Source organism: Cellulosimicrobium sp. BMG9.23 (assembly GCF_059159985.1).
Genome location: NZ_JBZGBZ010000011.1, coordinates 19262 through 43035 on the forward strand (window position 1 = coordinate 19262; position 23774 = coordinate 43035).

Sequence of the window (23774 nt, forward strand, 5' to 3'; positions counted from 1 at the left end):
TCGACCAGCGATCGACAGCAACGGCACGACCGATCGGCACGACCGATCGCACGAGACAGCGGAGCACGACCGTCCCCGGACGTCACGTGCTCCCACGTCAGGACGGGAGCACGACGTGACCACAGCGTTCGCAGGAGCGGTCCTCGACGCGGACGGCCGGCCGTTCGACCGGATCCGCCTCACCGGGCTCAGCGCGACCGGCCACCACGGCGTGCTCGAGCACGAGAAGGTCGAGGGGCAGCTCTTCCGGGCCGACGTCGTGCTGCACCTCGACACGCGCGAGGCCGCGCGGGGGGACGACCTCGCGGACACGGTGAGCTACGCGGGGGTCGCGGAAGACGTCGTCGCGGTCCTCGAGGGCTCGCCGGCCGACCTCGTCGAGACCGTGGCCGAGCGCATCGCCGCGACGATCCTCACGCATCCCGACGTCGTGGCGGTCGACGTGGCCGTGCACAAGCCGCAGGCGCCGATCACCGTGCCGTTCGAGGACGTCGAGATCGTCATCCGCCGTGACCGTGTCGTCGTCCCGGTCGTGGCGCCCCTCGCCCGGCGGCACGACGTGCGCGAGACGCCGCCCGTGGCCCCGATCCCCGTCGGCTCCGTGGCGCCCGCCCTCATCCACGGCGTGGAGACCGTGCGCGACCCGGAGCCCGAGCCGGTGCTCGCCGAGGCCCCGGCCGTCATGCCGCCGAGCATCCCGCCGACGAGCGTGGTCGAGCGGCCGGCCGAGCCGGAGCCCTTCACCGCCGTGCCCGACGTCGGGGCGTCGGCCGGGTCCTCCGCGTCCGGTTCCCCGGAGGCCGGGTCCTCGGACGACGGGTCCTCGGACGGCGGAACGGCGGCGGAGGCCCCCACCACTGCCCCGACGGCCGCGGCGGACGCCCTCGCCCACCCCGCCGGTGGCGTGCCGGCACCCGCACCGAGCGCGGGGACCGAGCCTGTCGAGGACCTCCTCCCGGCGCAGACGAACGAGCAGCGCGTCGCCTCGAGGCCCCCGGCTGAAGGCGACGACGCCACCGACGCCGCGCACCAGCCCGCCCACGACGCCGCCGAGAACCCGGCCGCCGACGCCGCGTACGACCCGGCGGCCGACGCCGACGCCACGCGCGAGGCACCCCTCGTCCCGCCGCAGGAGGCCGCCTTCCCGCAGGAGGCTGCGCAGGAGCCGGTCCCGGCGCAGGGCCTGCCCGGCCAGGACGTCCCGCCGGTGCCGCTGCCGGTCGCCGAGCACGCGTCGGTGGAGACCTCGTCCGGGCACGCGGCCACCGTCGTGGACGGGGCCCCTGACGGTGCAGCCGAGCCCCCGGCTGCCGTGGCGCCGGCCGGCGTGGCCTCGGGCGCCGTGCCCTCGGCCGACGAGGAGGTGCGCGAGCGGGACCGGATGGACGACGTCCCCGCGGACTTCGTCGAGGTCGTGCTCGCGCTCGGCGCGAACCTCGGCGACGCGCAGCAGACCCTGCGCGACGCGATCACCGACCTCGACAGCATCTCGGGTCTCGAGCTGACCGAGGTGTCGCCGCTCGCGCGCACCGCGGCCGTGGGCCCGGAGCAGCCCGACTTCCTCAACGCCGTGGTGCTCGCGCGCACGCGGCTGTCCGCGCGCGACCTCCTGCAGGCGTGCCAGGCGGTCGAGCGCGCGCACGGACGCGTCCGGCACGAGCACTGGGGGCCGCGCACCCTCGACGTCGACCTCATCGTCTACGGCTCCCTGACGGCGGTCGCCGACGACCTCGAGCTCCCGCACCCGCGCGCGCACGAGCGCGCGTTCGTGCTCGAACCGTGGTCGCAGATCGACCCCGGCGCGGTGCTGCCGGGCCTGGGCGGTGGTCCCGTGGCCGCGCTCGCCGCGACGGCACCGGACCGTGCGGGCATCCGCTGGCTCGCGCTCGACTGGCTCACGGAGGGAGCGCCGAACCCGACGGGCGCCGTGCCGATCGCGAACCCTGGTCCTGCGGCGTCCGACGGTGGCGCCCCGGAGCAGACCGCACCTCCGGTCCCGGGCACGCCACAGGCCCAGGACGCACCGCCGGCTCCGGTCGTGCCGCCCGCGCCGGTCGCCGCAACGGCGCCGCCGGCTCCGGCCGATCTGCTCGTGCCGCCGGCCCCAGGCGTGCCGCCGGCTCCCGCCGATCCGCACGTGCCGCCGGCTCCGGGCGCGCCGCCGACCCCGGGTGCATCACCGTCACCGGGTGCTCAGGCCGGCCCGTCGGCTCCGGTCGCCCCTGCGGCGGTCTCGGAGAGCGTGCCCGACACCGAGCCGCCGCCGCCGTTCCCCTTCGACCTGCCGTCACGCTCCCAGGGGACGTCCCCGGCGCCGGCCCAGGCGACGTCGCACGCGCCGTCGTCCCCGCACGGCCAGCCCTCTTCGCAGACCTCGCCGTTCCCGCCCGTCACGGCGCCGGCTCCGGCCGAGCCGCTCGTCGCGGTGCCGGTGTTCAGCCCGGTGCACGCTGAGGAGCAGGAGCACCGCCACCCGGGCGAGCCGTCGTGGCCTGGCGAGCCGTCGTGGCCGGCTGGGGCCGCGGAGCCGGCGCGCGGTGAGGAGATCATCCGCGGGGTGCCGTTCGCCCCGGTGGGCGCACTGTTCGGCGACCGGGACGACGCGCCGACGGGCGCACCGGTCGCCGCACCCGGGCCGCTCGCGGACCCGGCGCTGCACCAGGTGGTCCGACCGCTCACGCCGTTGCCGCCCACCCCGGTCCAGCCGGTCCAGCCGGTCCAGCCGGTTCCGCCGGTCGTGCCGGGGACCGAGCACTGGTCGCCGTTCCCGCCGGTGTCCGCCCCGCCGTCCGACCCGCAGCACTGATGCGCCGCACGTCCGTCCGGACGCTGCTCCTCGTCACGGTCGTCACGGCGGTGGTGGGCTGGCTCGTCGTCCGGTTCGTCGAGGGTCGCGGCACCTACCTCCCGGCGGTCCCGTGGGTGGTCGACGTCGCGATCGTCGCGCTCGCGGCGGGAGTCTTCTGGGCGGGCTGGGTGGTGCGCGCGTACCAGAAGGGCCGACGCCCCGGGCTCGACCCGATCCGCGCCGCGCGGACCTTCGTGCTGGCCAAGGCGGCGGCGCTCACGGGAGCGCTGCTCGCGGGCTGGTACGGCGCGCAGGTGCTCGCCGCGCTGCCCGACCTCGCGATCGACGCGCGGCGCGACCGGGCGGTCGCGGCCGGCATCGCGGTCGCGTGCGCCGTCGTCCTGGCCACTGCGGGGCTGCTCGCGGAGCGGTTCTGCCAGCTCCCGCCCCCGGGGGACGAGGACGAGCCGGGCGCCGAGCGCCGCAGGACGGCCGAGGCCGACGGCGAGGCCGGCGCCTCCGCCTGACCTCGACCCGGTGGCCCCCGCCGGATGGGAGAATCAGGACATGACCGATTCCGACCGAGCCCTGACACACGACGCCGTGGGTCCGTTCGACCCGCCAGGGATCGTGTGGTCTGGCGTGTCCCCGCGGCTGATCACGGCACGCCTCCTCTCGACGGGGATCACCCTCGCCGTCCTCGCGGTCCCGGTCGTCGTCCTTGCGATCCTGTTCCCGCACTGGTGGCAGTGGCTCGTCCTCGGCGTGCTCGCGCTGGTCGCCCTCTGGGCGCTGCTGCTCGTCCCGCGCCAGGTCCGCGCCATCGGGTACGCGGAGCGCGACGACGACCTGCTCATCCGCAAGGGCATCATGTTCCGCTCGCTCGTCGTCGTGCCGTACGGGCGCATGCAGTACGTGGACGTGCAGGCCGGCCCGCTCGCGCGGAAGCTGCGCATCGCGCAGATCCAGCTCCACACGGCGTCCGCGTCGACGGACGCGACGATCGACGGCCTCGAGCCCGCCGAGGCGGACCGCCTGCGCGACCGCCTCGCGTCGCGCGGCGAGGCCCGGCTGGCGGGCCTGTGAGCGGCGAGGTCCCCGGCCCGGGGGCGCCTGCCACGCCGCAGGCGGTGCCCGACGAGCCCCCGACGGCCTCGACGGACGCCCTCGAGTGGCAGCGCGTGCACCCCGTCACGCCGCTCGTCCGCGGCTGGACGGTCATCGCGGTGCTGCTCGTCGTCGTCGGTCAGCAGACGCTCAACGGCCTGCCCGACGGGCAGAACCTGCTCGAGGGCGACCGCTGGTGGCAGATCCTGCTCGGCGTGCTGGCCATCGGCCTCGTCGGGCTCGGCTACTCGGCGCTCGCGTGGCGCATGACGAGCTACGCGGTCGACGACGAGTCCGTGCACCTGCGCACCGGCGTCCTGTTCCGCCAGCAGCGGCGCGCCCGCCTCGACCGCCTGCAGGCGGTCGACGTGGTGCAGCCGCTCCTCGCCCGGTTCTTCGGGCTCGCGGAGCTCAAGCTCGAGGTGGCGGGCGGCGGCGACTCGGGCGTCAAGCTCGGCTTCCTCAAGCAGGACGACGCGGACCGGCTGCGCGTCGAGCTGCTCGCCCGTGCGGCGGGCCTGCGCGTCGGGACGGCCCCGGCGGGCGCGTCGCCCAAGCACGGGCCGGTCGGCCCGGCGGACCAGCACGAGCACGGCGCTGCAGGGCCGGTGCAGGACGCGCCGGCGGGTGTGCCGGCACCGCTGCAGGAGGCGCCCGAGCAGCCCGTCACCGCGCTCCAGCCGGGCCGGCTCGTCGCGTCGCTCCTGCGCTCGGGCGCGACGCTCGGCCTCGTCCTGGGCATCCTCGGCATCGTGGGCGTCGTCATCGGCACGCGCGAGATCGGCATCCTGTTCAGCGCGCTCCCGGCCGTCCTGGGCTTCGGCGGCTACCTGTTCCAGCGCTTCACGGGCGAGTTCGGCTTCCGCTCCGCGATCTCGCCCGACGGCATCCGGCTGCGCCACGGGCTCCTCGAGACGCGCTCGCAGACCATCCCGCCCGGCCGCGTCCAGGCGGTGCGGCTGCTCCAGGGGCCGTTCTGGCGGGGACCGGACTGGTGGCGCGTCGACGTCAACGTCGCCGGGTACGGGCCGAGCGCCGACGGGTCCCAGACGAAGAGCGCCCTGCTGCCCGTGGGGACGCGCGACGAGGCGCTCGCCGCGCTGTGGCTGGTCCTGCCGGACCTCGGTACGGCCGACCCGCGCGCGCTCCTCGACGAGGGGCTCTCGGGCCGTGACGCGGGCGAGCACTTCGTGGCGATGCCGCGCCGGGCGCGGCTCCTCGACCTCGTCTCGTGGCGCCGCAGCGGGTTCGCCGTGACCGACCGCGCGCTCGTGCTGCGTTCCGGCCGCGTCTTCCGCAGCCTCGTCGTCGTGCCGCACGAGCGCACGCAGTCCCTCGGGCTCGAGCAGGGCCCGCTGCAGCGCCGGTTCGACGTCGCGACGTTCGCCGTGCACTCGACCCCCGGCCCGGTCGTCCCGAAGGTCTACCACCTCGACTCCGCCGACGCCGCGCGCCTCCTCGACACCCAGGCGGCCCGCGCGCACGAGGCCCGGGCGCACCAGGGACCCGAGCTGTGGTTGCGGCGCGACGAGGTTCCGCTGGACGCGGTGCCCGACGCGCCCGACCCCTCGTCCGACGCGCTGCCCGACACGCAGCCCGACACGGTTCCCGACAGCCCGCCCGACAGGCTGCAGGAAAAGCCGCCCGGCGGGCGGGACGTCGGGAGCGACGCATGAGCGCGCCCGAGGCGCGCCGCCCCGGACGGCTCGGCGTCGGCATCGTGGGCGCCGGCCGCGTCGGCGCGGTGCTCGGCAGCGCGCTGCGGGCGACCGGCCACGCCGTCGTCGGCGCGAGCGGCATCTCGGAGGCCTCGCGCGACCGCATCGACGCGCTCCTGCCCGGTGTCCCCGTGCTCGAGGTGCCGCAGGTCGTCGAGCGGGCCGAGCTCACGCTCCTGGCCGTGCCCGACGACGCGCTGCCGGGTCTCGTGCGCGGCCTCGCCGACGTCGGGGCGTGGCAGCCCGGGCAGATCGTCGTGCACACGTCGGGCCGCTACGGCGCCGCGGTCCTCGACCCGGCGCGCGCGGCGGGTGCGATCCCCCTCGCGATCCACCCCGCGATGACGTTCACCGGGACGTCGCTCGACCTGTCGCGCCTCGAGGGGTCGACGTTCGCCGTGACCGGCCCGACGCCGGTCCTGCCGATCGGGCAGGCGCTCGTCGTCGAGATCGGTGGCGAGCCCGTGGTCGTCGCGGAGGAGTCGCGCGGGCTCTACCACGCGGCGCTCGCGCACGGCGCGAACCACCTCGTCGTGCTCGTCGCGCAGGCGGCGCAGGCGCTGGAGGCCGCGGGGGTCGAGCAGCCGGGCCGCGTGCTCGCGCCGCTGCTCTCGGCCGCGCTCGACGGCGCTACCCGGGCCGCCGACCGCGGCGCGGAGTCGGGGACCGGGGGAGCGGCGGGCGCGATCTCGGCACTCACCGGCCCGGTGTCGCGCGGTGACGTGGGCACGGTCGTGGAGCACCTCGCGGCCCTGCGCGCGCTCGCGGCGACGAGCGACGCGGCCGACGTGCCGCCGTCGTACGTCGCCCTGAGCCGCGGGGCGGCGGTCCGGTCCCGGGCGAGCGGGCGCATCGACGCCGCCGCGGAACGGGCCGTGCTCGACGCGCTCGCCGGGGGCCCCGACGAGACGCCGGACCTCACGCCCGACGACGACCAGGACGGTCCGCAGGAAGGACGAGCATGACCCCGGACCGCGGCGCGGACCCGAACGACGACGGCACGGGCACGACCGACCGCGGCACGGGACCGACGGCCCCCCGCGTCGTGACGACCCGCGCCGACCTGCGCGCCGCGCTCGCCACCGACCGCGCGTCGGGTGACGGCAGCGCGTCGGGCGGCCGTCGGCCGCGGCGAGCGGTCGTGATGACGATGGGCGCGCTGCACGCGGGCCACCTCGAGCTCGTGCGGCGCGCGCGCGAGGCCGTGGGCGCGGACGGCGAGGTCGTCGTCACGGACTTCGTGAACCCGCTGCAGTTCGGTCCGGGCGAGGACTTCGAGCGCTACCCGCGCGACGTCGCGGGCGACGTCACGCTCCTCGCGTCGGCCGGCCCCGACGCCCGCGTGGACCTCGTGTTCGCCCCGGACGTCGAGGAGATGTACCCCGGCTCCGGGCCGGGCGGGGACGCGCCGATCGTGCGCGTGACGTCGGGCCGCATCGGGACCGTGCTCGAGGGCGCGTCCCGGCCGGGGCACTTCGACGGGGTCCTCACGGTCGTGCTCAAGCTCCTGCACCTCGTGCGGCCCGACGTCGCGGTGTTCGGCGCGAAGGACGCTCAGCAGCTCCTCGCGGTGCGGCGCCTCGTGGCCGACCTCGACGTCGACGTGGAGATCCTCGGCGTGCCGACGGTCCGCGAGAGCGACGGGCTCGCACGCTCGTCGCGCAACGCGTACCTCACGCCCGAGGAACGTGAGCACGCGCTCGCGGTGAGCCGGGCGCTGCGTGCGGGAGCGGACGCGGCGGACGCGGGCGCGGACGCCGGCTCGGTGCTCGGTGCGGCCCAGGGAATCCTCGACGGTGCTCACGGCGTTGACCTGGACTACCTGGTGCTCGTCGACCCGGCTACCGTGGAGGACCTGGCGCCCGGCGCCGTCGGCCCGGGACTCCTCCTCGCGGCCGCGCGCGTGGGCACCACCCGACTCATCGACAACACGGCCGTCGAGATCCGTGCAGCCGCCGGTGCCCGCGACCCGGGCGACCCGGCGGTCGGCGACCGTGCCCAGCACCCTGGAGGAACCGCGTGACCGCGCCGACCCCGCGCCCCGCCGACCGACGCCCCGCGTCGCTGCAGCGCCCCATGATGATCGGCAAGATCCACCGCGCGACGGTGACGCAGGCCGACCTGCACTACGTCGGCTCGATCACCGTGGACGCCGACCTGCTCGACGCGGCCGACCTCTACCCGGGCCAGCAGGTCGACGTCGTCGACGTGACGAACGGCGCGCGCCTGACCACGTACGTCATCCCCGGCGAGCGCGGTGCGGGCCAGATCTGCATCAACGGCGCTGCGGCGCACCTCGTGGACCCGGGCGACGTCGTCATCCTCATCGCGTACGGGACGCTGTCCGACGAGGACGCGCGCACGTACCTCCCGCACGTCGTGTTCGTCGACGAGCGCAACCGCATCGTCGAGCTGTCGGACGAACCGGGGCTCGTGCCGGACGTGCCGGCGGCGCGCGGCCTGGAGCCGAGCGGGCTGGCCTTCGCGGCCGTCCGGGTGGGTCACGAGACGGACCACGACGCCGTGCCCGGCACCGTCCCCCGCGGTGTGCCGACCGGCCTGCCCGACGGCGCGGCGCACCGCGGGTGAGCGCGCTCGCCCGGTCCCTCGCCGCGCCGGAGCCCGGCTGGACGACGACGGCCGACGCGATCGTCGTCGGCTCCGGCATCGCGGGGCTCACCGCGGCGCTCGAGCTGCGCACGCGCGTGCCGCGGGTCCTGCTCGTCACGAAGGGCGAGCTGTCGTCGGGGTCGACGGTGTGGGCGCAGGGCGGCATCGCCGCGGCGCTCCACCCGGAGGACTCCCCGGAGGCGCACCTCGCGGACACGCTCGTCGCGGGCGGCGGGCTGTGCGACCCGGTCGCGGTCGAGGTGCTCGTCACCGAGGGCCCCGCCCGGGTGCGCGAGCTCGTGGCCCTCGGCGCGCGGTTCGACCGCGCCGCGAACGGCGACATCGCGCTCACGCGCGAGGGCGGCCACCACGCCGACAGGATCGCCCACGCGGGCGGTGACGCCACGGGCGCCGAGATCTCGCGCGCCCTCGTCGCGCAGCTCGACGCGGTCCGCTCCGACCCGGGCATCGAGGTCATCGAGAACGCGCTCGTCCTCGACGTGCTCACGACGGCGCCGGGCGCCGAAGCCGACGGGCGGCCGCGCGCGTGCGGCGTGACCCTGCACGTCAAGGGCGAGGGCACGCGCGACGGCGTCGGCGCGGCGCTGGCCCGGGCCGTGGTGCTCGCGACCGGGGGAGTGGGCCAGGTCTTCCGGTCCTCGACGAACCCGCCGCAGGCGACGGGCGACGGGATCGCCGCGGCCCTGCGCGCGGGCGCCGCGCTCGGCGACCTCGAGTTCGTCCAGTTCCACCCGACCGTGCTGTGGCTCGGCCTCGGCGCGAAGGGCCAGCTCCCGCTCATCTCCGAGGCGGTGCGGGGCGAGGGGGCGATCCTCCTCGACACCGACGGGCACCGCTTCATGCCCGCGCAGCACGCGATGGCCGAGCTCGCTCCGCGCGACGTCGTCGCGCACGCCATCGTCCGGCAGATGGCAGCGACCGGGTCCGACCACGTGCTGCTCGACGCGCGGCACCTCGGCGCCGACTTCCTGCGCTCGCGCTTCCCGACGATCACCGGGCGGCTCCTCGACCACGGCATCGACTGGACCGAGGAGCCCGTGCCCGTGGCCCCCGCCCAGCACTACCACTCGGGCGGCGTCGTCACGGACCTGCACGGTCGGTCCTCGCTCGACGGTCTGTACGCGATCGGCGAGGTCGCCTGCACCGGAGTGCACGGCGCCAACCGTCTCGCGTCCAACTCGCTGCTCGAAGGGCTCGTGTTCGCGCACCGCGCGGCGCGGGAGATCACCGGTCGGGTCGCCGCGGGCGAGCTCGTCCTCGGGGAGCCCGCGCCCCGCCCCGGGCCGTCCGCGCTCGTCGCCGCAGCCGCGCGCTCGCGGATCCAGTCCGTCGCGTCCGCCGGGCCCGGCGTCATCCGCGACGCCGACGGGCTCGCCGCCGCCGAGCGCCGCCTCGCCGCGATCCGCACGGACGCGCACGAGGCGAGCGACGTCGTCGCGCAGCCGCAGGCCGCCGAGTGGGAGACGACCAACATCCACCAGGTCGCGACGGCTCTCACCGCGGCGGCGACGCTGCGCACCGAGAGCCGCGGCGGGCACTTCCGCACCGACTTCCCGGCGCCGGACCCGGCGTGGGAGCGCCGCGTCGTCGTCTCCCTCGACGACGACGGCACGCTGCGCGTCCGCTGACCGGCTCCGCCGACCGGGCTTCTCTGTCGAACACGACCTGACGGTCGTTCTGCGCGCCACAACGGCCCTCATGTCGTGCTCGACGGCGCGCAGGGTCGTGTTCGGCCGTCGCGGGGCGGCCAGGACGGCGGCTACGGTGGGGGACCGTGAGCACCCCCGCCGAGCCCGACCCCACCTCTGCGTCCGAGCGCGACGTGCAGCCCGTCGTCCCGTCGCGCGTCGAGCCGGGACTCGACCCCTCGTGGGTCGCCGAGACCGTGGCGCGCGCGCTCGACGAGGACCTCGGCGCGGCGCCCGGGCGCGACGTGACCACCCAGGCGACCGTCCCGCCGTCGGCCACGGGCACCGCGCACCTCGTCGCGCGCGCCGACGGCGTCGTCGCCGGTCTCGTCGTGGTCGAGGAGGTGACGCGCCAGGTGGCCGAGCGGCTCGGGCTGGCGCCCGTCGTCGTGACGTTCTCCGCGCGCGACGGCGACGCGGTCGCCCGGGGCCGCGTGCTCGCCGCGCTGACCGGTCCGGTCCAGGTGCTGCTCGTCGCAGAGCGGACGCTGCTCAACCTCGCGTCGCGCGCGTCGGGCGTGGCGACGGCGACGCGCGCCTGGGCGCGCGAGCTCGACGGCACGGGGGCGCAGGTCCTCGACACGCGCAAGACGACGCCCGGCCTGCGGGCGCTCGAGAAGTACGCCGTGCGCGCCGGGGGCGGGACCAACAAGCGCATGGGCCTGTACGACGTCGCGATGGTCAAGGACAACCACGTCGTCGCCGCGGGCTCCGTGAGCGCGGCGATCGAGGCGATCCGCCGGACGTTCCCCGACGTGCTCGTCCAGGTGGAGGCCGACACGACCGCGCAGGCGCTCGAGGCGCTCGACGCGGGTGCCGACTTCCTCCTGCTCGACAACATGCCGACGCCGGTCCTCGCGGACACGGTCGCGGCCGTCCGCGCACTGGAGGGTCGCGACGGCGTCCCGGCGAAGGTCGAGCTCGAGGCGACGGGGAACCTCACGCTCGACCGCGCGCGCGAGGTCGCCGGCACGGGCGTCGACTACCTCTCGGTCGGCGCGCTGACCCACTCGGCGCCCATCCTGGACCTCGCGCTCGACCTCCTGCCCACCACCCTCCCGCCGAGGTAGAACCCTGGTGGTGACCGGGGCACTCCCTCAGCCGCCCACGGTTCTACCTCGTGCGGACGACCGCGGCGGAGGCGTCGGTAGAATCGTCCGCGTGACTCCCCCCGCCGGAAACCCTGCTCCCCCCACGCCTGACGGCGAGGACGACGTCCCCGAGCAGATGCAGGTCCGTCGCGAGAAGCGCGAGCGCATCCTCGCGCGCGGCGACGAGGCGTACCCGGTGGGCGTGCCGCGCACGCACACCATCGCCGAGGTCCGCGCCGCCCACGCGCACCTCGAGGCGGGCGAGGAGACGCAGGACGAGGTCGGGGTCGCGGGCCGCGTCGTCTTCCTGCGCAACACCGGCAAGCTGTGCTTCGTCACGCTGCAGGACGGCGAGGGCGACCGGCTGCAGGTCATGCTGAGCCAGGCGGTGGTGGGCGAGGAGTCGCTCACCACGTTCAAGACGGACGTCGACCTCGGCGACCACCTGTTCGCGCACGGCCGGGTCATCAGCTCCCGCCGCGGTGAGCTGAGCGTGTTCGCCGATTCCTGGAAGGTCGCCGCGAAGGCGCTGCGTCCCCTTCCTGTGCTGCACAAGGAGCTGTCGGAGGAATCACGCGTCCGACAGCGTTACGTGGATCTCATCGCCCGTCCCGCGGCGCGCGACACGGTGCGTCTGCGTGCCGCCGTCGTGCGCTCGATCCGCGAGAACTTCTGGGAGCGCGGTTTCGTCGAGGTCGAGACGCCCATGCTGCAGACGCGACCGGAAGGTGCTGCCGCGCGTCAGTTCGAGACGCACATGAATGCGTTCGACATCGACCTTTTCCTGCGCATCGCACCCGAGCTGTTCCTCAAGCGCGCGGCCGTGGGCGGCGTGGAGAAGGTCTTCGAGATCAACCGCAACTTCCGCAACGAGGGCGTGGACTCCACGCACTCCCCGGAGTTCGCGATGCTCGAGGCGTACGAGGCGTACGGCGACTACGACACCATGGCGGTGCTCACGCAGAATCTCGTGCAGCGGGCGGCGCAGGACGCTCTCGGTACCACGCTCCTGACTCTGGCGGACGGCACCGAGTACGACGTCGGCGGCGAATGGACGCAGCTGAAGATGTACGACTCGTTGTCGGACGCGCTGGGGGAGCAGATCACCCCGGGGACCTCGGTCGAGCACCTGGTGTCGTACGCGGCGCGGTTCGAGCTCTCGTTCGACCCGAAGAACGTCAACCACGGAAAGCTTGTCGAGGGCCTGTGGGAGCACCTCGTGGGCGATCACCTCGTCGCCCCGACGTTCGTGCGCGACTTCCCGGTCGAGACCTCGCCGCTCACGCGGGACCATCGTGCGGTGCGCGGCCAGGTCGAGAAGTGGGACCTGTACGTGCGCGGCGTCGAGCTGGCGACGGCGTACTCGGAGCTCGTCGACCCCGTGGTGCAGCGTCAGCGCTTCGAGGCGCAGGCCCTGCTCGCCGCCGCGGGCGACGAGGAGGCGATGCGCATCGACGAGGACTTCCTCACCGCGATGGAGTACGCGATGCCGCCGTCGGGTGGCATGGGCCTCGGCATCGACCGCCTGCTCATGGCGCTCACGGGCCTGGGGATCCGCGAGACGATCCTCTTCCCGCTCGTCAAGCCGGCCCAGTGACGGGCTTAGGATCGAGATCATGAACGACCTGCTCCCCGCTCTCGGCGCCCTTGTCCCGTCGGTCGGCGTCGGTCTGCTGTTCTGGTTCGCCATGCGGTATATCGTCCGCGCGGACCGCAACGAACGGGCGGCTCTCGCGCGTCTCGACGCCGAAGAGGAAATGCGTTCGCGGGCGGGCGCGGATTCCGGTGGTCATGGAGCGCCGTGACGCTCGTGCCGTGCACTGATTCATCCGCCGGGTGCGCCTTTTCCGAGACATGCGACAGAGACAATTGACGTGCTTGTCGTGCTGGGGCATCCTGGACAGGTCATCTCCTTCCTGTGAAGCGTGAGGAATCAACAGTGGCCCAGAAAGTCCAGGTAATTCTCGTGGACGACATCGACGGAGGGGCGGCGGACGAGACGGTGACCTTCGCGCTCGACGGCGTCTCCTACGAGATCGATCTCAGCACGAAGAACGCACAGCAGCTGCGTGACGCGTTCGCCTCGTGGGTCGGCAACGCCCGCAAGGTGTCGTCGCGCACCTCGTCCCGCCCTGCGGCACGTCGTGGCCGCAGCACGGGTTCCGCCCGTGCGACCGAGATCCGGGAGTGGGCCCGGGCGAACGGCCACAAGGTCAACGACCGCGGCCGCATCTCGCAGGAGATCCAGGCCGCGTACGACGCGGCACACTGACGCTCGACCCGCACGGGGCGCACCGCTGCTCGGTCCTCGACCGGACGGCGGGCGCCCCGTCGTCATGTCGGGAGTCGGCGTGGGAGAAACTACGCTCGGGCTATGACCGTCTCGACGCGCACCCTGTGGATCGGCACCTACCCGCACCCCGCGGCGGACGTGCCGGAGGGTGTGTGGCAGGTGGAGGTCGATGTCGAGCAGGGCGTCTTCGTCGGTGGTCGCCTCGCCGCCACGACGCCGTCGCCGTCGTTCCTCGCGCTGACGGCCCCCGTCCCACCGGGGAGCGGCGCGGCCCGCACGCTCTACGCCGTCGGTGAGACCCCGGAGGGCACGCTCTCGGCGTTCGACGTCTCCGCGGACGGCACGCTCCGGCCGCTGGGACCCGGAGTCCCCACCGGCGGCGACTCGCCCTGCCACGCCCTCGCCCGCCCCGGCGAGGTGCTCGTCGCCAACTACGGCGACGGCGTGCTCACGGTCGCGGCAACCGCCGACGACGGCGCGCTCACCGGCTCGACGCGTCGGTACGGGCACGCGGGGACGGGCCCGGACACGGACCGCCAGGAGGGTCCCCACGCGCACTTCGTCGCGGACGACGGCGAGGGGGGCGTGCTCGTCGTCGACCTCGGGACGGACGAGCTGCGCCGGCACGACCCCGCGGCGCCCGACAGCACGCCGCCCGCGGTCGTCGCGACGTTCCCCCCGGGCACCGGTCCGCGCCACCTCGCCGCGCTCCCCGGGGGCCACCTCGTCGTCGTGGGCGAGCTCGACCCTGCCCTCTTCGTCCTCGCGCCCGCGGGGGACGGTCGCTACGACGTCGTCGCGCGGTACCCGGTGACCTTCGCCGCGGCTCCGGAGGGCGGGCGCAGCTTCCCGTCGCACGTCGAGGTCACGCCGGACGGCGCGCGCGTCGTCGTGGGCGTACGGGGCGCGGACGTCCTCGCCGTGCACGCCGTCGAGCCCGGGCCCGACGGCGCGCCCCCGCGACTGCGCCACCTGGCCGACAGCCCGGTCGGCGGGACCTGGCCACGACATCTCGCGGTCCTGCTCCCGGTGACGGGTGAGGAACCGACCCACGACCTCGTCGTCGTCGCGAACCAGCAGGACGACCCGCTGACCGCCGGCGAGGGGCCGTCGTCGAACCTCGCGCTCCTGCGCGTGCGCCGCAGCGACGGGCTCGGTGAGGTGCTCGACGTCCTCGCCCTGCCTGCCCCGGCCTGCGTCGTGGAGGCGTGACGCGGTGACGGCGGACCGCCCGGACGGCGACGCGCTGCGCGTCGCGATGCTGTCCGTCCACACCTCGCCCCTCGACCAGCCGGGCACGGGCGACGCGGGCGGCATGAACGTCTACGTGACCGAGCTCGCCCGCGCGCTCGCGCGGCACGGCGCGCAGGTCGAGATCTTCACGCGCGCGACGTCGTCCGCCCAGCCTCCCGTCGTCGTGGTCGTGGAGGGCGTGACCGTGCGGCACGTCGCCGCCGGTCCGTTCGAAGGGCTGGACAAGAACGACCTGCCCGGGCAGCTCTGCGCGTTCACCGCGGGGGTCCTGCGCGCCGAGGCGCGGCACCACGTCGGCTGGTACGACGTCGTGCACACCCACTACTGGCTGTCGGGCCAGGTCGGGTGGCTCGCCGCCGACCGCTGGGACGTGCCGCTCGTGCACACGATGCACACGCTCGCGCGCGTGAAGAACGCCGCGCTCGCGCCCGGGGACGCGCCCGAGCCGCTCGGGCGGATCATCGGGGAGGAGCAGGTCGTCGCCGAGGCCGACGCGCTCGTCGCGAGCACCGACGCCGAGGCCGACGACCTCGTGCGCGACTACGCGGCCGACCCCGCTCGCGTGCACGTCGTGCCGCCGGGCGTGGACCTCGACCTCTTCTCGCCCGGCATGCCCGACGGCGCCGGGCCGGGGGAGCGCTCAGAGCGGCGCCGGGCGCTGCGGGACGAGCTCGGCCTGCCCGCCGAGGGACAGATCGTGCTGTTCGCCGGGCGCGTGCAGCCGCTCAAGGCGCCCGACGTCCTCGTGCGTGCCCTCGGGGTGCTCGCGGACCACGACGAGCCCGTGCCCACGCTCGTCGTGCTCGGCGGACCGAGCGGCCGGCCGACGGCCGTGCGCGAGCTCGAGGCGCTCGCTTTCCAGGTGGGCGTGAGCGACAAGGTCGTCGTGCGGCCGCCCGTCGCGCGCGAGCTGCTCGTCGACTACTACCGCGCCGCCGACCTCGTGGCGGTTCCCTCGCACAACGAGACGTTCGGGCTCGTCGCCGCCGAGGCGCAGGCGAGCGGGACGCCCGTGGTCGCGGCCGCAGTCGGCGGGCTGACGACGGTCGTGGTCGACGGCGAGTCCGGCGTCCTCGTCCCCGACCACAACCCGTGGACCTGGGCCCGCGCGCTCGCGGACCTGCTCGCCGACGACGACCGACGCACGGCGCTCGCCGTCGGTGCGCGGCGCGTCAGCGAACGCTTCGGCTGGGACGCCGCCGCTCGCCGCATGCTCGACGTCTACGCCCAGGCGACCAAGGTCCGCGCGGCGCGCTGACACCCGGCGCCACGGCGGTCGCCGCGGGACGTGCCCGGCGGGGTCAGGCGTCGGTCGTGCGCTCCAGCACGAGCACCGGGATCTCGCGGGACGTCCTCTGCTGGTAGTCCGCGTACGGCGGGTACGCGGCGACGGCGCGCTCCCACCACAGCGCCTTCTCCTCGCCGATCACCTCGCGCGCGACGTAGTCGTGGCGCTCGGCGCCGTCCTGCAGCTCGACCTGCGGGTGCGCGAGGACGTTGTGGTACCAGACGGGGTGCTCGGGGGCACCGCCGAGCGACGCGACGACCGCGTACACGCCGTCGTGCTCGACCCGCATGAGCGGCGTCTTGCGGATCTTCCCGGTGCGTCGCCCGAGGGTCGTCAGCACGACCACCGGCATCCCGTTGAGCGTCGTGGCCTTCGTCCCACCGGAGGTCTCGTAGGTCTCGGCCTGCTTGCGGGCCCAGCCGCTGGTGCTCGGTGCGTAGTCTCCGTGGATCGGCATGTCCGACCCAACGCACGCGCTCCGGGTCCGATTCCCCGCACGTCACCAGCCCGTGGACCGGACGTGCCCCGCCCCTGAGCCGTGCGGCAGGATGGAGCCATGACCTACACCCTCGTGCTGCTCCGCCACGGCGAGAGCGACTGGAACGCCAAGAACCTCTTCACCGGCTGGGTGGACGTGGCCCTCTCCGAGAAGGGCGTCGAGGAGGCGAAGCGTGGCGGCGTGCTCCTCGCGGAGTCGCAGATCGCGCCCGACGTCGTGCACACCTCGCTCCTGCGCCGCGCCATCACGACGGCGAACCTCGCGCTCGACGCCGCCGACCGCCACTGGATCCCCGTGAAGCGGTCCTGGCGCCTCAACGAGCGCCACTACGGCGCGCTGCAGGGCAAGGACAAGAAGCAGACCCTCGAGCAGTACGGCGAGGAGCAGTTCATGCTGTGGCGCCGCTCGTACGACACGCCCCCGCCGGAGATCGAGCTCGGCTCGGAGTTCTCGCAGGACGCGGACCCGCGCTACGCCGACGCGCCCGTCGTGCGCACGGAGTGCCTCAAGGACGTGCTCGAGCGCGCCCTGCCGTACTGGGAGGGCGAGGTCGTCCCGGACCTGAAGGCCGGCAAGACCGTCCTCGTCGCCGCGCACGGCAACTCGCTGCGCGCGCTCGTCAAGCACCTCGACGGGATCTCCGACGAGGACATCGCCGGGCTCAACATCCCGACGGGCATCCCGCTGCTGTACGAGCTCGACGAGAACTTCGTGCCCGTCACGCGCGGCGGCCGCTACCTCGACCCCGAGGCCGCCGCGACGGCCGCCGCGGCCGTGGCGAACCAGGGCCGGTAACGCTCCCGCGTCGTCCGGTCGAGTCCGGACGGCCGACCTGGCGGGGGCGCGGATCTACCATCCGCGCCTCCTTCGTCGGCGCTCCCGCCAGGCCCGCCACGATCCGCGCCCCCGCCAGGTCACCCGTCCTCGTCGTTGCCGTCTCCCGGGCGCGTGGTTCCGTCCCGAGCCCGCTCCCGGGGGCGCCGAAAGCACTGTGGCCCGTCCGGAGCTCCGGACGGGCCACAGCGTGCTTCTGGTGCGGCGGCGTCAGGCGGTCGCGCGGGTCTGGCCCGAGGGGACGCCGCGGTCGTCGGCGAAGTCGCCTGTGACGAGGTACGTGACGCGCTTCGCGATGGAGACGCCGTGGTCGCCGAACCGCTCGTAGTAGCGGCCGACGAGCGTCACGTCGACGGTCTCCTGCGTCGTGCCGTCCCAGGAGTGGTCCAGCAGGGCCGTGAACGTGTCCTGGTGGAGACGGTCCAGCAGGTCGTCGTCGCGCTCGATGTTCGCCGCGACCGTGAGGTCCCGGGTCGTGAGGAGCGTCGTCGTGCGGCGTGCGACACGGACCGCGGCGTCGTTCATCTGCTCGAACGTCCGGTGCAGCGTCGGCGCGATGGCGCGGGAGGGGTAGCGGCCGCGGGCCACCTGCGCGACGTGACGGGCGAGGTCGCCCATGCGCTCGAGCGTCGCGCTCATGCGCAGCGCGCTGACCACGACGCGCAGGTCGGTGGCGACCGGCTGCTGCTTCGCGAGCAGGAGGACGCAGCGCTCGTCGAGCTCGCGCTCGATGGCGTCGATGGTGTGGTCGGCGGCGATGACCTGCTGCGCGAGCTGCAGGTCTGCCGTGAGCAGCGCCTGCCCGGCGCGGTTCATGGCCGCCTCGACCAGCCGGCTCATCTCGGCCAGGTCGTCACCGACCTGCTTCAGCTCGGCCTCGAAGATCTCCCGCATCGCTTCCCTCTCGTCGTGACCGGACGGCACCGGACAGCACCGGTCGGCGCGCCCGGGACGCGCCGGCGCAGTGCTCCTCGTGGTCCTCGCAGGTTCCTGGCAGCCGGATGCGTCGTCGGCTCCGGTCACCCTTCCATCCGCGATGGTCCGCGCGATGAACACCAGGACGCCGCAAGGTGAACTCTTGCCGTCCCGGTCCGGGGAGAGCGGCTCGCAGTCCGAGACGCGTCACGGCCGACCGTACGCTGGACGTGTGGAAGCCGAGAGCCTCATCGAGGGCGCGACCGTGCTGCTGGCCGGGATCGTCGGCGTCGTCGTCGGCGTCGTCGCCGCGGTCGCGTTCCGTCTGAGCGAGCGCGAGCAGCGCAGGGCCGCCCCCGAACCGGCACGCGAGCTGGACGAGGGCCTCGTCCGGGTGCTCGCGGTGCTGCGGTCGGCGGCCGTCGTGCTCGACGGCGAGGGCGACGTCGTGCGCGCGAGCCCGCCCGCGTACGCGCTCGGGGTCGTGCGGGGCGACGCGATCGCGCACGCCGCGATCCGGGACCTCATCGACGACGTGCGCCGCGACGGCGTGATCCGCGACGAGGAGCTCGAGCTGCCGCGCGGTCCGGTCGGCCGCGGCACCGTGCTGCTCCAGGTACGCGTCGCGCAGGTCGGGCCCGACCACGTGCTCGTGCTCGCCGAGGACCGGACCGAGGCGCGCCGCGTGGAGGCGATCCGGCGCGACTTCGTGGTGAACGTGTCCCACGAGCTGAAGACGCCCGTCGGTGCGCTGGCGCTCCTCGCGGAGACGGTGCAGGACGCCGCGGACGACCCGGTCGCGGTGCGGCGGTTCGCGGCGCGCATGCAGTCCGAGGCGACCCGGCTGTCCGCGCTCGTGCAGGAGATCATCGAGCTCTCCCGGCTCCAGGTGGCCGGGGCGCTGCAGCAGGTCACGGTCGTCCCCGTCCGCGGAGTGATCGACGAGGCCGTGGACCGCGCGCGCACGACGGCGCAGGGCAAGGGCATCACGCTCACGACCGGCGGCGACCTCGACGCCGCGGTGTACGGCGACCACAACCTCCTCGTCACCGCGGTGCGCAACCTCCTCGACAACGCGGTCGCGTACTCGGGCGAGAACACGCGGGTCGGGGTGGGGGTCGCGCGGGCCGGCGACCTGGTCGAGATCGTCGTGGTCGACCAGGGCATCGGGATCGCGGCCGACGAGCAGGACCGCGTGTTCGAGCGGTTCTACCGGATCGACCCGGCGCGCTCTCGCGACACGGGCGGGACGGGGCTCGGCCTGAGCATCGTCAAGCACGTGGCCGCCGACCACGGTGGAGAGGTGACCATGTGGTCGGAGCCCGGCCGGGGCTCGACCTTCACGATCCGCATCCCCGCCGCGGTGCAGATCCCCGCCGGCGCGGACCACGACGGGCTCTCCGGGAGCACCCGGGGCGTCGGCGCGAGGGGCGCGGCCGACGCCGGCGAGACGAACGACACGACGAACGACGACGTACGGAACAAGGAGGTAGGCGCGTGACGCGCATCCTGGTGGTGGAGGACGAGGAGTCGTACCGCGACCCGCTGGCGTACCAGCTGCGGCGCGAGGGCTTCGACGTGGTCGAGGCGGCCACGGGCACCGAGGCGTTGGAGCAGTACGACGCGGGTGGGGCCGACATCGTGCTCCTCGACCTCATGCTCCCGGGCCTGAGCGGCACGGAGGTCTGCCGCGAGCTGCGCCAGCGCGGCGATGTCCCCGTCATCATGCTCACCGCGAAGGACTCCGAGATCGACAAGGTCGTCGGGCTCGAGCTCGGGGCGGACGACTACGTGACGAAGCCGTACTCGTTCCGCGAGCTGCTCGCCCGCGTCCGCGCGGTGCTGCGCCGCAAGGGCGGGGAGAACGGGCACGAGGCGGTCGACGACGGGACGCTCGAGGTCGGGCCGGTGCGCATGGACGTCGAGCGGCACACGGTGACCGTCGCGGGGGAGGTCGTGCCGTTCCCGCTCAAGGAGTTCGAGCTCCTCGAGCTCCTGCTGCGCAACGCAGGCCGCGTCCTCACGCGCGGGCAGCTCATCGACCGCGTCTGGGGCACGGACTACGTCGGCGACACGAAGACGCTCGACGTCCACGTGAAGCGCATCCGCTCGAAGATCGAGCCCGAGCCGGCCTCGCCGCGGTTCCTGCTCACGGTCCGCGGCCTCGGGTACAAGATCGCCGACGGCGTGGCCGCGCAGCCGTAGCCGCGCGTCCGGTGCGCCCGCGAAGGGGCGTTCCGGGACGAGGGCCACCTCGCCCGGAAACGTCTGTGCACTGTTCACCTCGCGTTCATCGGGACTCGGTGAACGCGTCACCCGCTCCTCCTACCGTCCTGAGCGTCACCGGTATTCGCCGGTGCCTCGCACAGCTTCGAACAGGATGGATCGACTCGTGAAGCTCAGCCGAATCTCCCGCGCGGGTACCGCGGTCATGGTGGGCGCTCTCGCCCTCACGCTGGCTGCCTGCAGCTCCGACGGCTCGGACGGCTCCGACACCGAGCCGGGCGGCACCGAGAGCTCTGCCGGGGGCGACCTCGAGAGCCTCAGCGGCACGCTCGCCGGTGCGGGCGCCTCCTCCCAGGAGAACGCCGTCGCGGGCTGGATCGCCGGTTTCGGGGACCTCGCTCCCGGAGTGACCGTCACTTACGACGCCGTCGGCTCCGGCGGCGGCCGTGAGCAGTTCATCGCCGGCGCGACGCAGTTCGCCGGCTCGGACGCGGCGCTGGACGAGGAGGAGCTGGCCGCGGCGCAGGAGCGCTGCTACGGCGGCGACGTCCTCGAGCTCCCGCTCTACATCAGCCCCGTCGCGGTCGTCTACAACCTGCCGGACGTGGACGCCGACAACATCAACATGTCCGCGGGGACGCTCGCCAAGGTCTTCAACGGTGACATCACCACGTGGGACGACCCCGCGATCGTCGCCGAGAACGAGGGCGTCGAGCTCCCCGCGATCGACATCATCCCCGTGCACCGCTCCGACGAGTCGGGCACGACGGAGAACTTCACCGAGTACCTCGCGGCGGCGTCGGACGGCGCCTGGCCGCACGAGGCCAGCGGTGACTGGCCGGTCGAGGGTGGCCAGTCCGGCGCCCAGACGCAGGGCCTCATCGACACGGTGACCGGCGCCGAGGGCGCGATCGGCTACGCGGACGCCTCGCGTGCCGGTGACCTCGGCACCGTCGCGCTCAAGGTCGGCGCGGAGTACGTGCCGTTCTCGCCCGAGGCTGCAGCCGCCGTCGTCGACGCGTCGCCGCGCGTCGAGGGTGCGACCGAGACCCGGCTCGTGGTCGAGCTCGACCGCACCACGACCGAGCCGGGCGCCTACCCGCTCGTGCTGATCTCGTACTCGATCGCGTGCGGCACCTACGAGGAGCAGGCCGACGTCGACAACGTCAAGGGCTACCTCGGCTACGTCGCCAGCGAGGAGGGCCAGGCCCGTGCGGCCGAGCCCGACGTCGCCGGCTCGGCCCCGATCTCGGACGACCTGCGTGCCGAGGTCGAGGCAGCGCTCGACAGCATCACGGTCCAGGGCTGACCTCCCCCGGGCGGGCGGAAGGGCGACTCGCCCCTCCGCCCGCCCGCGGTGGTCCCCCCGCACCTCCCCACCACACGACGGAGCACCAGTGAGCGTCACCAGCCCACCCCGGCGCAGCGCCGAGGCCGCGTCCCCGCAGCGCGCGAGGCCGACGGCCGGCGTCGGCGGAAAGATCTTCTCCGGCCTCGCGCACGGCGCCGGCATCATCATCCTCGTCACGCTCGCCGCCGTCGCGGCCTTCCTCGTCATCGAGGCGTGGCCGGCCCTCACGGCGAGCCCTGAGGAGCTCGCCGAGATCTCCTGGTTCTCCGGGGGGTCGCTGCTCGCGTACATCGGCCCGCTCGTCTTCGGGACCGTGCTCGCGTCGATCCTCGCGCTGCTCCTCGCGGTGCCCGTCTCCGTCGGCATCGCGCTCTTCATCTCGCACTACGCACCGCGGCGCCTCGCGCAGGGCCTGGGCTACCTCGTCGACCTGCTCGCCGCCGTGCCGTCGGTCGTCTTCGGCCTGTGGGGCGCGCTGTGGCTCGCGCCGATCCTCGACCCGTTCTTCCGCTGGCTCTCCTCGTCGCTCGGGTTCATCCCGCTGTTCGAGGGCTACCAGGCTCCGGCGCGCAACATCATGACCGCCGCCGTCGTGCTCGCGGTGATGCTGCTGCCGATCGTCACCGCCGTCTCGCGCGAGGTCTTCCTCCAGACGCCGACGCTGCACGAGGAGGCCTCGCTGGCCCTCGGCGCGACGCGCTGGGAGATGGTCCGCCAGGCCGTCCTCCCGTTCGGCCGCTCCGGCGTGATCAGCGCCGCGATGCTCGGCCTCGGTCGTGCGCTGGGCGAGACCATGGCCGTGCTCATGGTCATCTCGCCCGGGATGCTCTACTCCTTCTTCCTGCTCAAGCCGGGCCAGCACCAGACGATCGCGGCCAACATCGCGGCGCAGTTCCCCGAGGCGTCGGGGCTCTCCGTGAGCGTCCTCATCGCCACGGGCCTCGCGCTCTTCGTCATCACCTTCGCCGTCAACTTCGCCGCGCGCGCCATCGTCGCCCGCCGCAAGGACTTCTCGGGAGCCAACTGATGACCGTCGACACACCCGTCCAGCAGACGGCGCTGGAGCTGACGGCGAGCGGCACGCGCCTCCCGCGCTGGGTGCCCTGGGCGTTCGTCGGCGGGTCGCTCGTCGTCGCGTTCCTCGTGCTCCTCGTCGTCGCCGAGCCGACGCTCGGCGGCGTCGTCGGCCTGGGCGCCGTGCTCTACGCCGTCGGGCTGACGATCACGTCCCGCGCGGTCGAGGGCGGCCGCTACGCCACCGACCGCCTCGCGACGACGCTCGTGACCTTCGCGTTCCTCCTCGCGATGATCCCGCTCGTCTCGCTCGTGTGGACCGTCCTCTCGAAGGGCGTCGCGCTCTTCAGCTGGGAGTTCCTCACCACCGACATGATGGGCGTCTACGGCGCCATGACGAGCGGTGGTGTCTACCACGCGATCGTCGGGACGCTGCTCGTCACCCTCGCGTGCTCCGTCATCGCGGTCCCGCTCGGCATCCTCACGGCGATCTACCTCGTCGAGTACGGCCGCGGCGCGCTCGCCCGCGGCATCACGTTCCTCGTCGACGTCATGACCGGCATCCCGTCGATCGTCGCGGGCCTCTTCGCCTTCGCGCTCTTCACGCTGATCTTCGGCCCGGCCTACCGCGCGGGCATCATGGGCGCCGTCGCGCTCGCCGTGCTCATGACCCCGGTGGTCATCCGCTCGGTCGAGGAGATGCTGCGCCTCGTCCCGAACGAGCTGCGCGAGGCGTCCCTCGCCCTCGGCGTGCCGAAGTGGCTCACGATCGTCAAGGTCGTCCTCCCGACCGCGATGGCGGGGATCGTCACCGGCGTCATGCTCGCCGTCGCGCGCGTGATCGGCGAGACGGCCCCGCTGCTGCTGACGATCGGGCTCGTCAACTCGGTCAACTGGGACCTCTTCGACGGACGCATGGCGACCCTGCCGGTGTTCGCCTACCGCCAGTGGGCGCAGGGCGGGACGGGCGTCGACCGCGCCTGGGCCGCAGCGCTCACCCTCATCATCATCGTGATGCTGCTCAACCTCGTGGCCCGACTCGTCGGCCGCTGGTTCTCGCCCCAGAAGGGCCGATGA

General features: G+C 74.4%; 22 protein-coding genes. 20 read left to right on the top strand and 2 right to left on the bottom strand.

Going from position 1 to position 23774, the window contains the following annotated elements:
* The first annotated feature begins 115 nt into the window (after positions 1–115).
* From folK to mshA, 14 genes are all read left to right on the top strand, one after another.
* On the top strand, positions 116–2806 hold the full coding sequence (folK, locus tag AC4H2G_RS18840) for a 2-amino-4-hydroxy-6-hydroxymethyldihydropteridine diphosphokinase (RefSeq protein ID WP_494367271.1): 2691 nt from the start codon (positions 116–118) through the stop codon (positions 2804–2806).
* Positions 2806–3315, top strand: a complete 510-nt coding sequence (locus AC4H2G_RS18845; RefSeq protein ID WP_494367272.1) for a DUF3180 domain-containing protein — start codon at positions 2806–2808, stop codon at positions 3313–3315. The genes folK and AC4H2G_RS18845 overlap by 1 nt, the downstream gene beginning before the upstream one ends.
* 40 nt (positions 3316–3355) lie before the next feature.
* Positions 3356–3874, top strand: a complete 519-nt coding sequence (locus AC4H2G_RS18850) for a PH domain-containing protein (protein WP_494367273.1) — start codon at positions 3356–3358, stop codon at positions 3872–3874.
* A 44-nt stretch (positions 3875–3918) separates the two neighbouring features.
* On the top strand, positions 3919–5571 hold the full coding sequence (locus tag AC4H2G_RS18855; RefSeq protein WP_494367274.1) for a PH domain-containing protein: 1653 nt from the start codon (positions 3919–3921) through the stop codon (positions 5569–5571).
* Entirely contained in the window at positions 5568–6578 is a 1011-nt protein-coding gene (locus AC4H2G_RS18860) for a Rossmann-like and DUF2520 domain-containing protein (RefSeq protein ID WP_494367275.1), read from the top strand. The genes AC4H2G_RS18855 and AC4H2G_RS18860 overlap by 4 nt, the downstream gene beginning before the upstream one ends.
* Positions 6575–7636, top strand: coding sequence for a pantoate--beta-alanine ligase (panC, locus tag AC4H2G_RS18865; RefSeq protein WP_494367276.1), 1062 nt, complete (start codon positions 6575–6577; stop codon positions 7634–7636). Before AC4H2G_RS18860 ends, panC begins: the two co-directional genes overlap by 4 nt.
* A 53-nt stretch (positions 7637–7689) precedes the next feature.
* Positions 7690–8202 (top strand): aspartate 1-decarboxylase, encoded by a 513-nt coding sequence (gene panD, locus AC4H2G_RS18870; RefSeq protein ID WP_494367404.1) that lies wholly within the window; start codon positions 7690–7692, stop codon positions 8200–8202.
* Positions 8199–9872 (top strand): L-aspartate oxidase, encoded by a 1674-nt coding sequence (locus AC4H2G_RS18875; RefSeq protein ID WP_494367277.1) that lies wholly within the window; start codon positions 8199–8201, stop codon positions 9870–9872. Before panD ends, AC4H2G_RS18875 begins: the two co-directional genes overlap by 4 nt.
* Positions 9873–10066: 194 nt before the next feature.
* Positions 10067–11002: a carboxylating nicotinate-nucleotide diphosphorylase gene (gene nadC / locus AC4H2G_RS18880; protein ID WP_494367405.1), complete on the top strand. Its 936-nt coding sequence runs from the start codon at positions 10067–10069 to the stop codon at positions 11000–11002.
* A gap of 157 nt (positions 11003–11159) precedes the next feature.
* Complete coding sequence (lysS, locus tag AC4H2G_RS18885) at positions 11160–12620, top strand: lysine--tRNA ligase (RefSeq protein ID WP_494367406.1); 1461 nt, start codon at positions 11160–11162, stop codon at positions 12618–12620.
* A gap of 19 nt (positions 12621–12639) precedes the next feature.
* On the top strand, positions 12640–12828 hold the full coding sequence (locus tag AC4H2G_RS18890; RefSeq protein ID WP_494367278.1) for a hypothetical protein: 189 nt from the start codon (positions 12640–12642) through the stop codon (positions 12826–12828).
* A gap of 134 nt (positions 12829–12962) precedes the next feature.
* Positions 12963–13295 carry a histone-like nucleoid-structuring protein Lsr2 gene (locus tag AC4H2G_RS18895; protein WP_494367279.1) on the top strand — a complete coding sequence of 111 codons (333 nt, stop codon included), beginning with the start codon at positions 12963–12965 and terminating at the stop codon, positions 13293–13295.
* A 102-nt stretch (positions 13296–13397) separates the two neighbouring features.
* A complete protein-coding gene (locus AC4H2G_RS18900; RefSeq protein ID WP_494367280.1) occupies positions 13398–14528 on the top strand; it encodes a lactonase family protein in 1131 nt (376 codons plus the stop codon).
* Between the two features lie 4 nt (positions 14529–14532).
* Positions 14533–15828, top strand: coding sequence for a D-inositol-3-phosphate glycosyltransferase (gene mshA / locus AC4H2G_RS18905; RefSeq protein ID WP_494367281.1), 1296 nt, complete (start codon positions 14533–14535; stop codon positions 15826–15828).
* 43 nt (positions 15829–15871) lie between these two features.
* On the opposite strand, the gene AC4H2G_RS18910 is transcribed toward mshA, so the two are convergent.
* Positions 15872–16315: a nitroreductase family deazaflavin-dependent oxidoreductase gene (locus AC4H2G_RS18910; RefSeq protein ID WP_494367282.1), complete on the bottom strand. Its 444-nt coding sequence runs from the start codon at positions 16313–16315 to the stop codon at positions 15872–15874.
* A 99-nt stretch (positions 16316–16414) separates the two neighbouring features.
* Here AC4H2G_RS18910 and AC4H2G_RS18915 point away from each other — a divergent pair, with 99 nt between their 5' ends.
* A complete protein-coding gene (locus AC4H2G_RS18915; RefSeq protein ID WP_494367283.1) occupies positions 16415–17152 on the top strand; it encodes a phosphoglyceromutase in 738 nt (245 codons plus the stop codon).
* 249 nt (positions 17153–17401) lie between these two features.
* Here the strand turns inward: AC4H2G_RS18915 and phoU are convergent, their stop codons facing one another.
* Complete coding sequence (gene phoU, locus AC4H2G_RS18920; protein ID WP_494367284.1) at positions 17402–18085, bottom strand: phosphate signaling complex protein PhoU; 684 nt, start codon at positions 18083–18085, stop codon at positions 17402–17404.
* A gap of 253 nt (positions 18086–18338) precedes the next feature.
* Between phoU and AC4H2G_RS18925 the strand changes: the two genes are divergently transcribed.
* The 5 genes from AC4H2G_RS18925 (at position 18339) to pstA (ending at position 23774) form a co-directional block, all read left to right on the top strand.
* Positions 18339–19607 (top strand): sensor histidine kinase, encoded by a 1269-nt coding sequence (locus AC4H2G_RS18925; protein ID WP_494367285.1) that lies wholly within the window; start codon positions 18339–18341, stop codon positions 19605–19607.
* Positions 19604–20311 carry a response regulator transcription factor gene (locus tag AC4H2G_RS18930; RefSeq protein ID WP_494367286.1) on the top strand — a complete coding sequence of 236 codons (708 nt, stop codon included), beginning with the start codon at positions 19604–19606 and terminating at the stop codon, positions 20309–20311. The genes AC4H2G_RS18925 and AC4H2G_RS18930 overlap by 4 nt, the downstream gene beginning before the upstream one ends.
* Positions 20312–20498: 187 nt before the next feature.
* Entirely contained in the window at positions 20499–21641 is a 1143-nt protein-coding gene (locus AC4H2G_RS18935; RefSeq protein ID WP_494367287.1) for a phosphate ABC transporter substrate-binding protein PstS, read from the top strand.
* Positions 21642–21729: 88 nt separating this feature from the next.
* Positions 21730–22710 (top strand): phosphate ABC transporter permease subunit PstC, encoded by a 981-nt coding sequence (gene pstC, locus AC4H2G_RS18940; RefSeq protein ID WP_494367288.1) that lies wholly within the window; start codon positions 21730–21732, stop codon positions 22708–22710.
* Positions 22710–23774 (top strand): phosphate ABC transporter permease PstA, encoded by a 1065-nt coding sequence (pstA, locus tag AC4H2G_RS18945; RefSeq protein ID WP_494367289.1) that lies wholly within the window; start codon positions 22710–22712, stop codon positions 23772–23774. The genes pstC and pstA overlap by 1 nt, the downstream gene beginning before the upstream one ends.

What these genes read in the sequence shown, in the direction of transcription:
- AC4H2G_RS18900 (WP_494367280.1), top strand. Translation starts at nt 13,398, where the DNA reads ATGACCGTCTCGACGCGCACCCTGTGGATCGGCACCTACCCGCACCCC.
- AC4H2G_RS18890 (WP_494367278.1), top strand. Translation starts at nt 12,640, where the DNA reads ATGAACGACCTGCTCCCCGCTCTCGGCGCCCTTGTCCCGTCGGTCGGC.
- lysS (WP_494367406.1), top strand. Translation starts at nt 11,160, where the DNA reads ATGCAGGTCCGTCGCGAGAAGCGCGAGCGCATCCTCGCGCGCGGCGAC.
- pstA (WP_494367289.1), top strand. Translation starts at nt 22,710, where the DNA reads ATGACCGTCGACACACCCGTCCAGCAGACGGCGCTGGAGCTGACGGCG.
- AC4H2G_RS18915 (WP_494367283.1), top strand. Translation starts at nt 16,415, where the DNA reads ATGACCTACACCCTCGTGCTGCTCCGCCACGGCGAGAGCGACTGGAAC.
- panD (WP_494367404.1), top strand. Translation starts at nt 7,690, where the DNA reads ATGATGATCGGCAAGATCCACCGCGCGACGGTGACGCAGGCCGACCTG.
- panC (WP_494367276.1), top strand. Translation starts at nt 6,575, where the DNA reads ATGACCCCGGACCGCGGCGCGGACCCGAACGACGACGGCACGGGCACG.
- AC4H2G_RS18845 (WP_494367272.1), top strand. Translation starts at nt 2,806, where the DNA reads ATGCGCCGCACGTCCGTCCGGACGCTGCTCCTCGTCACGGTCGTCACG.
- AC4H2G_RS18910 (WP_494367282.1), bottom strand. Translation starts at nt 16,315, where the DNA reads ATGCCGATCCACGGAGACTACGCACCGAGCACCAGCGGCTGGGCCCGC.
- AC4H2G_RS18850 (WP_494367273.1), top strand. Translation starts at nt 3,356, where the DNA reads ATGACCGATTCCGACCGAGCCCTGACACACGACGCCGTGGGTCCGTTC.
- AC4H2G_RS18860 (WP_494367275.1), top strand. Translation starts at nt 5,568, where the DNA reads ATGAGCGCGCCCGAGGCGCGCCGCCCCGGACGGCTCGGCGTCGGCATC.
- phoU (WP_494367284.1), bottom strand. Translation starts at nt 18,085, where the DNA reads ATGCGGGAGATCTTCGAGGCCGAGCTGAAGCAGGTCGGTGACGACCTG.